Origin of the sequence: Stenotrophomonas sp. 8(2023), from assembly GCF_030345295.1 — a bacterium.
In the GTDB taxonomy this organism is placed as follows: Bacteria; Pseudomonadota; Gammaproteobacteria; order Xanthomonadales; family Xanthomonadaceae; genus Stenotrophomonas; species Stenotrophomonas muris.
Genome location: NZ_CP128404.1, coordinates 724294 through 736547 on the forward strand (window position 1 = coordinate 724294; position 12254 = coordinate 736547).

10 protein-coding genes are annotated in these 12254 nt (G+C 66.9%); 7 read left to right on the top strand and 3 right to left on the bottom strand.

Going from position 1 to position 12254, the window contains the following annotated elements; translation table 11 throughout:
* Window positions 1-12 precede the first annotated feature (12 nt).
* The 3 genes from ftsA to lpxC all read left to right on the top strand — a co-directional run bounded on the left by ftsA (window position 13) and on the right by lpxC (window position 3771).
* Window positions 13-1248 (top strand): cell division protein FtsA, encoded by a 1236-nt coding sequence (ftsA, locus tag QP609_RS03245; protein ID WP_005408083.1) that lies wholly within the window; start codon window positions 13-15, stop codon window positions 1246-1248.
* 170 nt (window positions 1249-1418) lie between these two features.
* Window positions 1419-2654, top strand: a complete 1236-nt coding sequence (gene ftsZ, locus QP609_RS03250) for a cell division protein FtsZ (protein ID WP_005415297.1) — start codon at window positions 1419-1421, stop codon at window positions 2652-2654.
* Window positions 2655-2859: 205 nt separating this feature from the next.
* Window positions 2860-3771, top strand: a complete 912-nt coding sequence (gene lpxC / locus QP609_RS03255; RefSeq protein WP_049440195.1) for a UDP-3-O-acyl-N-acetylglucosamine deacetylase — start codon at window positions 2860-2862, stop codon at window positions 3769-3771.
* A gap of 281 nt (window positions 3772-4052) precedes the next feature.
* Here the strand turns inward: lpxC and QP609_RS03260 are convergent, their stop codons facing one another.
* Window positions 4053-4502 carry a DUF721 domain-containing protein gene (locus tag QP609_RS03260; protein ID WP_032956682.1) on the bottom strand — a complete coding sequence of 150 codons (450 nt, stop codon included), beginning with the start codon at window positions 4500-4502 and terminating at the stop codon, window positions 4053-4055.
* A gap of 12 nt (window positions 4503-4514) precedes the next feature.
* On the opposite strand from QP609_RS03260, the gene QP609_RS03265 reads away from it, so the two are divergent.
* The 3 genes from QP609_RS03265 to QP609_RS03275 all read left to right on the top strand — a co-directional run bounded on the left by QP609_RS03265 (window position 4515) and on the right by QP609_RS03275 (window position 9547).
* Window positions 4515-5471 carry a M23 family metallopeptidase gene (locus tag QP609_RS03265; RefSeq protein ID WP_014645946.1) on the top strand — a complete coding sequence of 319 codons (957 nt, stop codon included), beginning with the start codon at window positions 4515-4517 and terminating at the stop codon, window positions 5469-5471.
* A 287-nt stretch (window positions 5472-5758) separates the two neighbouring features.
* Window positions 5759-8491, top strand: coding sequence for a preprotein translocase subunit SecA (secA, locus tag QP609_RS03270; protein ID WP_014645947.1), 2733 nt, complete (start codon window positions 5759-5761; stop codon window positions 8489-8491).
* 102 nt (window positions 8492-8593) lie between these two features.
* Complete coding sequence (locus QP609_RS03275) at window positions 8594-9547, top strand: Nudix family hydrolase (RefSeq protein ID WP_197621407.1); 954 nt, start codon at window positions 8594-8596, stop codon at window positions 9545-9547.
* A 102-nt stretch (window positions 9548-9649) separates the two neighbouring features.
* Here the strand turns inward: QP609_RS03275 and QP609_RS03280 are convergent, their stop codons facing one another.
* Together QP609_RS03280 and metF are read right to left on the bottom strand one after the other, a co-directional pair.
* Complete coding sequence (locus QP609_RS03280; protein ID WP_075076538.1) at window positions 9650-10234, bottom strand: DUF4124 domain-containing protein; 585 nt, start codon at window positions 10232-10234, stop codon at window positions 9650-9652.
* Window positions 10235-10274: 40 nt separating this feature from the next.
* Window positions 10275-11102, bottom strand: coding sequence for a methylenetetrahydrofolate reductase [NAD(P)H] (gene metF, locus QP609_RS03285; protein ID WP_014645950.1), 828 nt, complete (start codon window positions 11100-11102; stop codon window positions 10275-10277).
* A 203-nt stretch (window positions 11103-11305) separates the two neighbouring features.
* Between metF and QP609_RS03290 the strand changes: the two genes are divergently transcribed.
* Window positions 11306-12232, top strand: coding sequence for an alpha/beta hydrolase (locus QP609_RS03290; RefSeq protein ID WP_197621406.1), 927 nt, complete (start codon window positions 11306-11308; stop codon window positions 12230-12232).
* Window positions 12233-12254: the final 22 nt, after the last annotated feature.

Below are 12254 nucleotides of genomic sequence, written 5' to 3' on the forward strand. Positions count from 1 at the left end.
GCAGGAAAGGACATGAATCGCAAGGGTGACAAATCGCTGATCGTTGGCCTGGACATCGGCACCTCCAAGGTGGTGGCGCTGGTGGGCGAGTATTCGCCGGGCAACCCGATCGAAGTGATCGGCATCGGCTCGCACGAATCGCGCGGGCTGAAGCGCGGCGTGGTGGTGGACATCGAATCGACCGTGCAGTCGATCCAGCGCGCGGTGGAAGAAGCCGAGCTGATGGCCGGCTGCGAGATCCGTTCGGTGTACGCCTCGATCTCCGGCAACCACGTGCAGTGCAAGAACTCGCCGGGCATCGTGCCGATCCGCGACGGTGAAGTGACCTGGGGCGACCTGGATCGCGTGCTCGACGCGGCCAAGGCGGTGGCGATCCCGGCCGACCAGAAGATCCTCCACGCGATCCCGCGCGAGTACGTGCTGGACGATTCGCAGGAAGGCATCCGCAACCCGGTCGGCATGACCGGCGTGCGCCTGGAAGTGCATGCGCACCTGGTGGTGTGCGCGCAGTCGGCCGCGGCCAACATCAGCAAGTGCGTGCAGCGCTGCGGCCTGCAGGTGGACGACCTGGTGCTGTCCTCGCTGGCCTCCAGCGTGGCAGTGCTGACCGCCGACGAGCGCGAGCTGGGCGTGGTGCTGGTCGACATGGGCGCCGGCACCACCGACATCGCGGTGTTCGTGCAGGGTGCGATCTGCCACACCGCCTCGCTGCCGATCGCCGGCGACCACGTGACCAACGACATCGCGCACATGCTGCGCACGCCGACCCCGGAAGCCGAGCAGATCAAGGTGCGCTATGCCTGCGCCCTGGCCCAGCTGGCCACGGCCGAGGAGAGCATCCAGGTGCCGTCGGTGGGCGACCGCCCGCCGCGCCGCATGCCGCGCCATTCGCTGGCGCAGGCCGTGCAGGGCCGCTACGAGGAGATCTTCGAGATGGTGCAGGCCGAACTGCGCCGCTCCGGCTTCGAGGAGCTGGTGCGCGCCGGCATGGTGCTGACCGGTGGCGCGTCGAAGATGGAAGGCGTGGTCGAACTGGCCGAGGAAATGCTGCAGATGCCGGTGCGCGTGGGTATCCCGCAGCACGTCACCGGCCTGGGCGAAGTGGTCGGCAACCCGGTACACGCCACCGGCGTGGGCCTGCTGCTGATGGGCAGCCAGATCGAGCACCCGCGGCGGCCGTCGCTGCCCACCGGGCGCGCCGGAAGCATGTTCAAGAAACTCAAGACCTGGTTCCGCGGCGAGTTCTGACGCGGAACCCGTAAACCCGGGCCTCGCCCGGGCGCAACACCCGCAGTACCCGCATCACAACGCAGTACCGGCTACACACAACCCACACAGCCGCAACGTCGGCATGCAGCAGGACGGCAGGACGCCCGAATGCCCATGCCAGCCAAAGCGGATACAACGAGGACACGGACATGGCGCATTTTGAACTGATCGAAAAGATGGCACCCAATGCGGTGATCAAGGTGGTTGGCGTGGGCGGCGGCGGCGGCAATGCCGTGGCGCACATGGTCAACTCGGCAGTGGATGGCGTGGAATTCATCACTGCCAACACCGACTCGCAGGCCATCAAGAATTGTGGTGCCAAGCTGCAGCTGCAGCTGGGTACCAACGTGACCAAGGGCCTGGGCGCAGGCGCGAACCCGGAAGTCGGCCGCCAGGCCGCGCTGGAAGACCGTGAGCGCATCATGGACGCGCTGCAGGGCGCCGACATGGTGTTCATCACCGCCGGCATGGGCGGCGGCACCGGTACCGGCGCTGCGCCGGTGGTGGCACAGCTGGCCAAGGAAATGGGCATCCTGACCGTGGCCGTGGTCACCAAGCCGTTCCCGTTCGAAGGCCGTCGCCGCATGCAGGTGGCGCTGAAGGGCATCGAGGAACTGAGCCAGCACTGCGACTCGCTGATCACCATCCCGAACGAGAAGCTGATCACCGTGCTGGGTCGCAACGCGACCATGATCCAGGCCTTCCGCGCTGCCAACGACGTGCTGCAGGGCGCCGTGCAGGGCATCGCCGACCTGATCGTGCGTCCGGGCCTGATCAACGTCGACTTCGCCGACGTGCGCACCGTCATGTCCGAAATGGGCCTGGCGATGATGGGTACCGGCACCGCCCGTGGCGATGACCGCGCCCAGGCCGCTGCCGAATCGGCGATCCAGAACCCGCTGCTGGACGATGTGAACCTGGCTGGTGCCAACGGCATCCTGGTCAACATCACCGCCGGCGCCGATTTCACCATGGCCGAGTTCGACGAGATCGGCCGCACCATCGATGGCTTCGCTTCCGAAGATGCCACCGTGGTGGTCGGCACCGTGCTCGATCCGGACATGCAGGACGAAGTGCGCGTGACCGTGGTGGCCACCGGCCTGAACCGCGTCTCGGCCAGCAAGACCCAGCGTCCGGGCGAGCGTGCGCCGATCAAGCTGGTCCGCAACGCCACCACCGGCCAGCCGGAGTTCGGCGAGTTCGACAACGGCGGCGATGCCGTCTCCAAGGCGGTGGGTGGCATGGGCCTGGGCCTGCGTCGCGCCAGCAGCGATACCGCAGCGGCCTCCGCCCCTTCGGCCCCGGCCGCTTCGGCCCCGGCGGCGGCGGAACTGCCGAACGATTACCTGGACATCCCGGCGTTCCTGCGCCGCCAGGCGGACTAAGCGGGGCGGCCCGGGGTTGTCCTCCCCGGGTTGCGCCACCATGTCCTGAAAACGCGGGCGCCGGGCCAGGATGGGCCCGGCCGCCCTGCTTCACGCGCTTTCCAGCGGCGTGCCGGTGGATCCTGCCGGTGGCTGCAACTGGCGTTTCAGCCGGGGTAGGGGAGTGCGCGTGTTAATCTAATGTGTCACTTCCGGTCCATCCCCCATGATCCAGCAACGCACCCTCAAGAACACGATCCGCGCCACCGGCGTTGGCCTGCACAGTGGTGACAAGGTCTACATGACCCTGCGCCCGGCACCGGTCAACCATGGCATCGTGTTCCGCCGCGTGGACCTGGACCCGGTGGTGGAGGTGCCGGCCAAGGCCGAACTGGTCACCGAAGTGACCCTGTGCACCGGCCTGACCTGCAACGACGCAAAGATCCAGACCGTCGAACACCTGATGTCGGCGCTGGCCGGCCTGGGTGTGGACAACATCATCGTCGAACTGTCCTCGGCCGAGCTGCCGATCATGGACGGTTCGGCCGGCCCGTTCGTGTTCCTGCTGCAGTCGGCGGGCATCATCGAACAGGATGCGCCCAAGCGCTTCATCCGCGTGCTCAAGACCGTGGAGGTGACCGAGGGCGACAAGGTGGCCCGTTTCACCCCGTACGAGGGCTACAAGCTGGGCTTCACCATCCAGTTCGACCACCCGATGATCCCGGCCAAGCAGTCGCGGCAGGAAATCGAGTTCTCGACGCTGGCCTACACCAAGGAAATCTCCCGCGCGCGCACCTTCGGTTTCATGCGCGACCTGGAATACATGCGCGAGCGCAACCTGGGCCTGGGCGGTTCGATGGACAACGCCATCGTGCTGGACGAGTTCCGCGTGCTCAACGAAGACGGCCTGCGCTACGCCGACGAGTTCGTGCGCCACAAGATCCTTGACGCCATTGGCGACCTCTACCTGGCCGGTGGCCAGGTGCTGGGCGCCTACGAGGGCTTCAAGTCCGGCCACGCGCTCAACAACAAGCTGGTGCGGGCCCTGATGGCCGACGCCAGCGCCTGGGAATGGGTCAGCTTCGACTCGCCGACCACCCCGGATCCGGTGGAATATGCCACCCCGGCCTACGCCTGATTCCGTAGATCGTTGAATTTCAAGATAAAAACGCCGCCTTCCAGGGCGGCGTCGTTGTTTCCGGCGCTTGCGACGCATTCAGCGTGCTTGAAAGGCGTCAAGGCCGGTTCAAGGTCACGGTTTTGTGAACCTGTTGGATCGGAAGCCTGAATTTAACGAAGTTTTAACTTCAATCTAACGACAGGCCTCCGGATGGCCGCTAGGATGCGACCCGGCCCCCGAAATGTTTCACGCCGTGGTGACACGCGCGACGGGGAGCGGAGCCGGATGCTCCGTTGCCATCAGGACCGCTTCTTCGGCTTCGAGGGAACGTCCTGCAGGCAAGCCAAGGCGTCGCGTAGCCCTTTGTGCGTGGCGGCTGAAACTGCGTGGGGGCCATTCCGGTTGTCGATCGCTGGGGAGCGTGAGGGAGTGGTGGACGCAGTCTTGATGGTCACCCTGGTGGCCTTCAGCCCGATGGAACGGGCCGCGTCGAGCAACTGGGCTTCGGCAAGCCGCAACTTGGCATGCCAGACCGGGGACTCGACGAGAAAAACGAGGTGTTCCCCGTCCACATTGGCCAGCCGGCAGCGGCTGCGCAGAGGTGGCGGCAACTGGGGGCGCAACTGCCGGTCCAGCGCGTCGAGCCACAAGGCCCGACGCAGCGGGTTCCCGCTTTTGTCCGCCATTACCGCATCCAGCGCCGGTTTCGGCACTGACGCGGGGCGAACGCTGGATTTCGGCTCAGACATGAAAACTCACTGATGGCATTCAAAAAGATCGTAATCAAAACGCGTGAAGGACAGGCCAAGGCGTCGCCGATCACGCGTTTGCGGTTCTATTTCGAGGACCGCCCCCGCGCCCTGCTGGGCAGCGTGCTCGGGGTAGGCTGCATTATCGGCCTTGCCGGCGGCATTGGCGCCAGTGCGCTGAATGATTCGCGCCTGCAGGCCAAGGTCGAGCGCCAGGATGCGGAGCTGGCCAAGGTCAAGCGCGATGCGCAGACCCAGGTCAACGCGCTGGCCGCCCGCCTCGGCGAGCTGCAGGCGCAGGCCACCCGCCTGAACGCCCTCGGCGAACGGCTGACCCAGATGGGCAAGCTGGAAGATGGCGAATTCGACTTCAACGAGACCCCCGGCCTCGGTGATGGCGACGCCGGCGGCCCGACCAGCGACATCCCGGTCAAGGACGTCAACGCCGACTTACAGGTGCTGGAGCAGCGCTTCGCTGCTTCAGGCCGCCAGTTGTCGGTGATGGAATCGCTGATGTTCGACCACCAGCTGCAGCAGAACGCCGTGCCGTCGCGCATGCCGATCCGCAACAGCTACGTGACCTCCGGCTTCGGCACCCGTGCCGACCCGTTCGGCCGCGGCGCCGCCACCCACAAGGGCATGGACTTCCACGCCAAGGTCGGTGACCCGGTGATGGCCGTGGCCGAAGGCGTGGTCAGCTTCGCCGGTGTGAAGGGCGGCTATGGCAACGTCGTCGATGTCGACCACGGTAACGGCTATGTCACCCGCTACGCGCACAATTCGCGCCTGGTGGTGAAGGCCGGTGACCTGGTCCGCGCCGGCCAGGAAGTGGCCAAGGCCGGTTCCACCGGCCGTTCGACCGGTGCCCACGTGCACTTCGAGGTGTGGGAGAACGGCAACGTGGTCAACCCGCGCAAGTTCCTCGGCGACGGCGGCAACACGCCGGTCGGCCGCGTCAGCCGCGGCTGATGCCCGGGTCGGATTCCTTCCGCGCCGCGGAAGGGCTCTGACCCGATTCGGTTGAGGGCTGGGGTCAGAGCCCTTTCGCCATGGCGAAAGGGGTCCGACCCCGCATCCGTGTTTCTTTGCCGAATCCGGGGCGATTGCGACCGGATTGGCGCTTGAAACCTCAGCCGCCCGTCCCAAGCTACAATGGGTGTTGCCATCGACAGGGCGCCAGGCGCCCTGTTTCGTTTGCGGCGGACGGATCCCAAGGGGGAGGCCGGGCGTCGTGTCCATCCAACCCGGTTCCTTCAATGATCAACAGCCTGCTTACCCGCGTATTTGGCAGTCGTAACGAACGACAGCTGCGCCAGCTCAACCGCATCGTCGCCAAGATCAATGCGCTGGAGCCGGAGATCGAGAAGCTTTCCGACGAGCAGCTTCAGGCCAAGACGCCGGAGTTCAAGCAGCGCATCGCCGGCGGTGAAGCCCTGGACAAGGTGCTGCCGGAAGCGTTCGCGGTCTGCCGCGAAGCCGGCCGCCGCGTGCTGGGCATGCGCCACTACGACGTGCAGCTGATCGGCGGCATGGTGCTTCACCTGGGCAAGATCGCAGAAATGCGCACCGGTGAAGGCAAGACCCTGGTGGCGACCCTGCCGGTGTACCTCAACGCGCTGGAAGGCAAGGGCGTGCACGTGGTCACCGTGAACGACTACCTGGCCCGCCGCGACGCCGCGCAGATGGGCAAGCTGTACAACTGGCTGGGCCTGAGCGTGGGCGTGGTGTACCCGGGCATGCCGCACAGCGACAAGCGCGAAGCCTACGCGGCCGACATCACCTACGGCACCAACAACGAATTCGGCTTCGACTACCTGCGCGACAACATGGCGCTGTCCAAGGCCGACCGTTACCAGCGCGGCCTGCACTACGCCATCGTCGACGAAGTCGACTCCATCCTGATCGACGAAGCGCGTACCCCGCTGATCATCTCCGGTCCGGCCGATGATTCCCCGGAGCTGTACATCCGCGTCAACCGCGTCGTGCCGCACCTGGTCAAGCAGGAAGCGGAAGACGGCGAGGGCGATTTCTGGGTCGACGAGAAGGGCAAGCAGGTGCACCTGTCCGAAGCGGGCATGGAGCACGCCGAGCAGCTGCTGGTTGAAGCCGGCATCCTCGACGGCGAGACCGAAGGCCTGTACGCGGCGCAGAACCTGACCGTGGTCCACCACCTCAACGCCGCCCTGCGCGCGCACGCGATCTACCAGCGTGACGTGGACTACATCGTGCGCGACGGCGAAGTGGTCATCGTCGATGAATTCACCGGCCGCACCCTGGCCGGCCGCCGCTGGTCCGATGGCCTGCACCAGGCGGTGGAAGCGAAGGAAGGCGTGCCGGTCCAGCGCGAGAACCAGACGCTGGCCAGCATCACCTTCCAGAACCTGTTCCGCATGTACAAGAAGCTGTCCGGCATGACCGGTACGGCCGATACCGAAGCATTCGAGTTCCAGAGCATCTACGGCCTGGAAGTGGTGGTGATCCCGACCAACCGCCCGACCATCCGCAAGGACAGTCCGGACCAGGTGTTCCTCAACCGCAAGGGCAAGTTCAATGCGGTGCTGGCCGACATCGAAGAGTGCGCCAAGCGCGGCCAGCCGGTGCTGGTGGGTACCACCTCGATCGAAACCTCGGAAATGCTGTCCGAGCACCTGAGCAAGGCCGGCGTGAAGCACGAAGTGCTCAACGCCAAGCAGCATGACCGCGAAGCGACCATCGTCGCCAACGCTGGCCGCCCGGGCGCAGTGACCATCGCCACCAACATGGCCGGCCGCGGTACCGACATCGTGCTGGGCGGTTCGCTGGAAGCCGAGATCCACGCCCTGGGCGAGGACGCGACCGACGAGCAGAAGGCGGCGGTCAAGGCCGAATGGCAGAAGCGCCACGAGGCAGTGAAGGCGGCGGGCGGCCTGCACATCGTCGGCACCGAGCGCCACGAATCGCGTCGTATCGACAACCAGCTGCGCGGCCGTTCGGGCCGCCAGGGTGACCCGGGTTCGTCCCGCTTCTACCTGTCGCTGGAAGACAACCTGATGCGCATCTTCGCCTCCGACTGGGTGCAGAAGGCCATGCGCATGATGGGCATGAAGGAAGACGACGTCATCGAGGACCGCCTGGTCAGCCGCCAGATCGAAAAGGCGCAGCGCAAGGTCGAGGCCCACAACTTCGACATCCGCAAGAACCTGCTGGACTTCGACGACGTCAACAACGACCAGCGCAAGGTGATCTATGCCCAGCGCGACGAGCTGCTGGATGCCGAGTCGGTGAAGGCGAATGTCGATGGCATCCGCGACGACGTGATCTTCGACATCGTGGCGCGCTTCGTGCCGCCGAACTCGATCGACGAGCAGTGGGACCTGCGCGGCCTGGAAGCGACCCTGGAGTCGGACTTCGGCCTGCAGATGTCGCTGACCGACCTGGTCAAGGAACACGAAGAACTGGACGCCGAGGCCATCGCCACCAAGGTCCAGGAGCGCGTCAACCAGCACTTCGCCGAGAAGGAAGCCGGCCTGGGCGAAGAAACCATGCGCGCGCTGGAGAAGCACGTGATGCTGACCGTGCTGGACCAGAGCTGGAAGGAGCACCTGGCGCGCATGGATTACCTGCGCCAGGGCATCTACCTGCGTGGTTACGCGCAGAAGCAGCCGAAGCAGGAATACAAGAAGGAAGCCTTCGAGCTGTTCTCGGACATGCTGGAGAACGTCAAGCGCGAAGTGGTGACCCTGCTGGCCCGCGTGCGCATCCGCAGCGACGAGGAAGTGCAGGCGCTGGAAGCGGCCGAGCGCCAGCAGGCGCAGGCGCGCCTGAGCCAGTCGCAGTTCCAGCACCAGGATGCCGGCGGTTACAGCGCCGACGAGGAAGCCGCGCAGGTCGAAGCCGCCCAGCAGGGCGTGGCCACGCTGCAGCGCGACGAGCCGAAGATCGGCCGCAATGATCCGTGCCCGTGCGGCAGTGGCAAGAAGTACAAGCACTGCCACGGCCAGCTGAGCTGACCCCGGAAGGCCCCGCGCAAGCGGGGCCTTCTGCTTTGGCGCGGGCGATCCGGCGCGGATTCGTGATTGCGCTGGCCGCCCTGTTCTGGGCATGCTGGCCCCATGGTTTCTCCCACCCGATCGATCCATGTCGTGGCCGCCGTCATCACCGACGCCCGTGGCCGCGTGCTGCTCAACCGCCGTACCGAGAACCGCGACATGGCTGGCCTGTGGGAGTTCCCCGGCGGCAAGCGCGAATCCGGCGAGACCTCCGAACAGGCGCTGGTGCGTGAACTGCGCGAAGAGCTGGGCATCGAGGCCGATGTCGGGCCCTGGCTGATGGATGTGCCGCAGCGCTATCCGGACAAGCACCTGACCCTGGAAGTGCGCCACGTGCGCAGCTGGAAGGGCACACCGCGCGGGCGCGAGGGCCAGGCGATCACCTGGGTGGCGCAGGACAAGCTGGGCCGCTATTCCATGCCGCCGGCCGACCTGCCGGTGGTGGCCGCACTGCGCCAACCGGATCGCTACCTCATCACGCCGGCGCCGGCCGAAGATGCCGGCGGCGTGCAGCACTGGCATGAACGGCTGCAGCAGGCAGTGGCGGCGGGCCAGCAGCGCATCCAGCTGCGCCTGCCGCCGGAGCATCCGCAACGGCAGGCGATGATCGAACAGGCCGTGCGCGCGCATCGTCGCGGCGTGCAGTGGCTGCTCAACCGCGATGTCGCGTTGGCCCGCACACTGGGCGTGGGCGTGCACCTGGGCAGCGAGCAGTTGCTGGCCCTGCAGGAGCGGCCCTTGCCGGAAGGACAGCTGGTCGCCGCGTCCTGCCACGACCTGGAGCAGCTGCAGGCGGCGCAGCAGCTGGGCTGCGACTTCGCGGTGCTCGGCCCGGTGCAGGCCACGGCCAGCCATCCCGGGGCGGTGCCGCTGGGCTGGGAGGCCTTCGCTGCGCTGCGCGCGCAGGTATCGCTGCCGATCTACGCGTTGGGCGGCATGGCCGCCGGCCATATCGCCGAAGTGCGTCGGCATGGCGGGCAGGGCATCGCTGCGATTCGTGGGCTGTGGCCGGCGTGAGCCGGCATGCAGGGTCAGATCCCTGCGCAGCAGGGCTCTGACCCCATCGCGGCAATCTGGGGTCGGAGCCCTTTCCGCTGGAAGGGATCCGACCCCTCCCGATCACAACGTGATCCAGAAGCATCCGTATTGCCGCCGCAATCCCAGCACCGTGGACGCTCGCGACGCGCTGCCGGGCAGCGTCTGCTCCAGGCGCAGGCCGACCGGATGCCGTGGCGCTGGCGGCTCAGGGTCGGATTCCTGCGCCGCAGGGCTCTGACCCTCTTCCTGCGAGGACGCCAGCCCCTGTGGCGGATACACCGGCACCACGTCCACCAGTGGCCGCCGTGCCAAGGATTCCAACTGGCCGAGGATGCGCTGCGCGCCGGCATCGGAGACCGCACCCCACAGGTACAGCGAGGACAGCCGGTTCACATCGTTGCTGACGATGCCGGTGCGCAGTGCGTCCACCAGCTCGCTCAGGCGTCGTGGGCAGCGCGCACCCAGGGTGTCGCGTGGCAGGGTGCTGCCGGTGGGCGCGGGCGGTGGCAATCGCGACCGGGCGCCAACGCTGTCGCAGGGGCGGTCGGTATACACGCTCTGCCCCTGCGCATCGGTGCAGCGGTTCAAGCGCGGGGACTGCGCATGGACAATGCTCGATACCGAACACAACGACAGCAGCAACAGCAGGAAGGAAAACCGGTTCATCGGCGCAGGGTAGCGCCGATCGCGGTGGCATGGCGTGCTTTCAGCCGTGCAGCAGCTTCAACACCGACGTGGTCGGCTTGGCCAGGTTCAAGGTGTAGAAGTGCAGGCCCGGCGCGCCGCCCTCGATCAGGCGCTGGCACAGTTTGGCCACCACTTCGGTACCGAACGCCCGCACCGATTCGGCGTCATCGCCATAGGCCTGCATCTTGCGGCTGATCCAGCGCGGGATCTCCGCACCGCATTGCTCGGAGAAGCGGCGCAGCTGGCTGAAGTTGGCGATCGGCATGATGCCGGGCGTGATCGGCACCTGCACGCCGAGCCGGCGCACGGCATCGACGAAGTGGAAGTACGCATCCGGGTTGTAGAAATACTGGGTGATCGCCGCGTCGGCGCCGGCATCGATCTTGGCCTTGAAGTGCTTCAGGTCGGCCAGTGCATCGGAGGCCTGTGGATGGGTCTCCGGATAGGCACCGACTTCGATGCGGAAGGCGGTGCCGTGTTCGGCGCGGATGAAGTCGATCAGCTCGGCGGCGTAGCGCATGTCACCGGGGAAGCCCATGCCGGAGGGCAGGTCGCCGCGCAGCGCGACCAGGCGATGGCAGCCGATGGCGCGGTACAGCTTGAGCAGTTCGCGGATTTCCTGGCGGGTGCCGCCGACACAGGACAGGTGCGGTGCTGCCTCGAAGCCGTGGTGCTGGTTGAGGTGGCGCACGGTCTCGGAGGTATAGCTCAGGGTCGAGCCACCGGCGCCGAAGGTACAGGACACGTACTCGGGGTCGTAGTCCTTCAGCCTGGCCGCGGCGCGGTCCAGCTGGCTGCGCTGTTCGTCGGTCTTGGGCGGATAGAACTCGAAGCTGATGGCGGTCATGGCACGGGCGGCAGCGGCGGGTGCGGGTCAGTATATCGCTTCATCAAGATGGATGTTAGTTGGCTGCATGGACTGGCACCGTCCGCCGCCGGCGACCGTTTGCCCGGGTCTGCGGCCGTTGCTCCGGAATCGCAACCTGGCTGCCGTAGCCGGGCGCACGCTGCTCCCATCCCGGCACCCCCCACCTGATGAAGGAGCACACGATGAAGATCTTCCTGGCACTCTGGTACGCGACGAAGGCCCTGGCCCGGCTGGCGATGATCGGCATGGCGATGGCCGTGCTCGGCTCCGGTTCCGCGCATGCCGCCACCGGCTCGACCGCTGGCAAGGTACAGGTCGAGGTGGTCGGCATGGGGCGACCGCTGCTGATGATCCCCGGCCTCAACAGCAGCGCCGAGGCCTGGCGCGAGACCTGCCTGGCCCTGAAGGACGTGCAGTGCCACCTGGTGCAGTTGCCGGGCTTTGCTGGCGCGGCAGCGGCCGACCCGCGCCCGGCCGGCTTCCTGCCGGCGATGCGCGGGCAGCTGCTGGCCTACCTGCATGACCAGCACCTGGGGCCGGTGGTGGTGGTCGGCCACAGCCTCGGTGGCGTGCTGGGCCTGCAGATGGCGCAGGCCGAGCCGAAGGCGATCAGCGCACTGGTGGTGGTCGATGCCCTGCCGTTCCTGCCGGCGGCGCGCGACCCGAGTGCCACCGCTGACAGCGTGCGGCCGATGGCCGACCAGCTGCGCAAGGGCATGCTGGCCGCCGACGCCGCGCAATGGCAGGCGCAGTTGAAGGCGGGCCTGCCGGGCATGACCCGCGATCCGCGGCGCCAGGCCGAACTGGGCCGCTGGGGCGAAGCCAGCGACCGCCAGACCACGGCCGATGCGATGCATGCGGTGATGACCACCGACCTGCGCGACAGCATCGCTTCGATCACCGCGCCGACGCTGGTGCTCGGCAGCTGGGCCGGCTACCAGCCGATGGGCGGCACCGAGGACGGCACGCGTGCGGTGTTCCAGGCCCAGTACGCGAACCTGCAGGGCGTGCAGATCGCGATGAGCGCGCAGGGTTTCCACTTCCTGATGTGGGATGATCCGCGCTGGTTGCAGGAACAGGTGCAGCGATTCCTCGCCGCGCATCCCTGACCCTTGTCCGCCCTCCTGCCAC

What these genes read in the sequence shown, in the direction of transcription:
- QP609_RS03290 (WP_197621406.1), top strand. Translation starts at nt 11,306, where the DNA reads ATGAAGATCTTCCTGGCACTCTGGTACGCGACGAAGGCCCTGGCCCGG.
- ftsA (WP_005408083.1), top strand. Translation starts at nt 13, where the DNA reads ATGAATCGCAAGGGTGACAAATCGCTGATCGTTGGCCTGGACATCGGC.
- secA (WP_014645947.1), top strand. Translation starts at nt 5,759, where the DNA reads ATGATCAACAGCCTGCTTACCCGCGTATTTGGCAGTCGTAACGAACGA.
- QP609_RS03260 (WP_032956682.1), bottom strand. Translation starts at nt 4,502, where the DNA reads ATGTCTGAGCCGAAATCCAGCGTTCGCCCCGCGTCAGTGCCGAAACCG.
- ftsZ (WP_005415297.1), top strand. Translation starts at nt 1,419, where the DNA reads ATGGCGCATTTTGAACTGATCGAAAAGATGGCACCCAATGCGGTGATC.
- QP609_RS03280 (WP_075076538.1), bottom strand. Translation starts at nt 10,234, where the DNA reads ATGAACCGGTTTTCCTTCCTGCTGTTGCTGCTGTCGTTGTGTTCGGTA.
- QP609_RS03275 (WP_197621407.1), top strand. Translation starts at nt 8,594, where the DNA reads ATGGTTTCTCCCACCCGATCGATCCATGTCGTGGCCGCCGTCATCACC.
- QP609_RS03265 (WP_014645946.1), top strand. Translation starts at nt 4,515, where the DNA reads ATGGCATTCAAAAAGATCGTAATCAAAACGCGTGAAGGACAGGCCAAG.
- lpxC (WP_049440195.1), top strand. Translation starts at nt 2,860, where the DNA reads ATGATCCAGCAACGCACCCTCAAGAACACGATCCGCGCCACCGGCGTT.
- metF (WP_014645950.1), bottom strand. Translation starts at nt 11,102, where the DNA reads ATGACCGCCATCAGCTTCGAGTTCTATCCGCCCAAGACCGACGAACAG.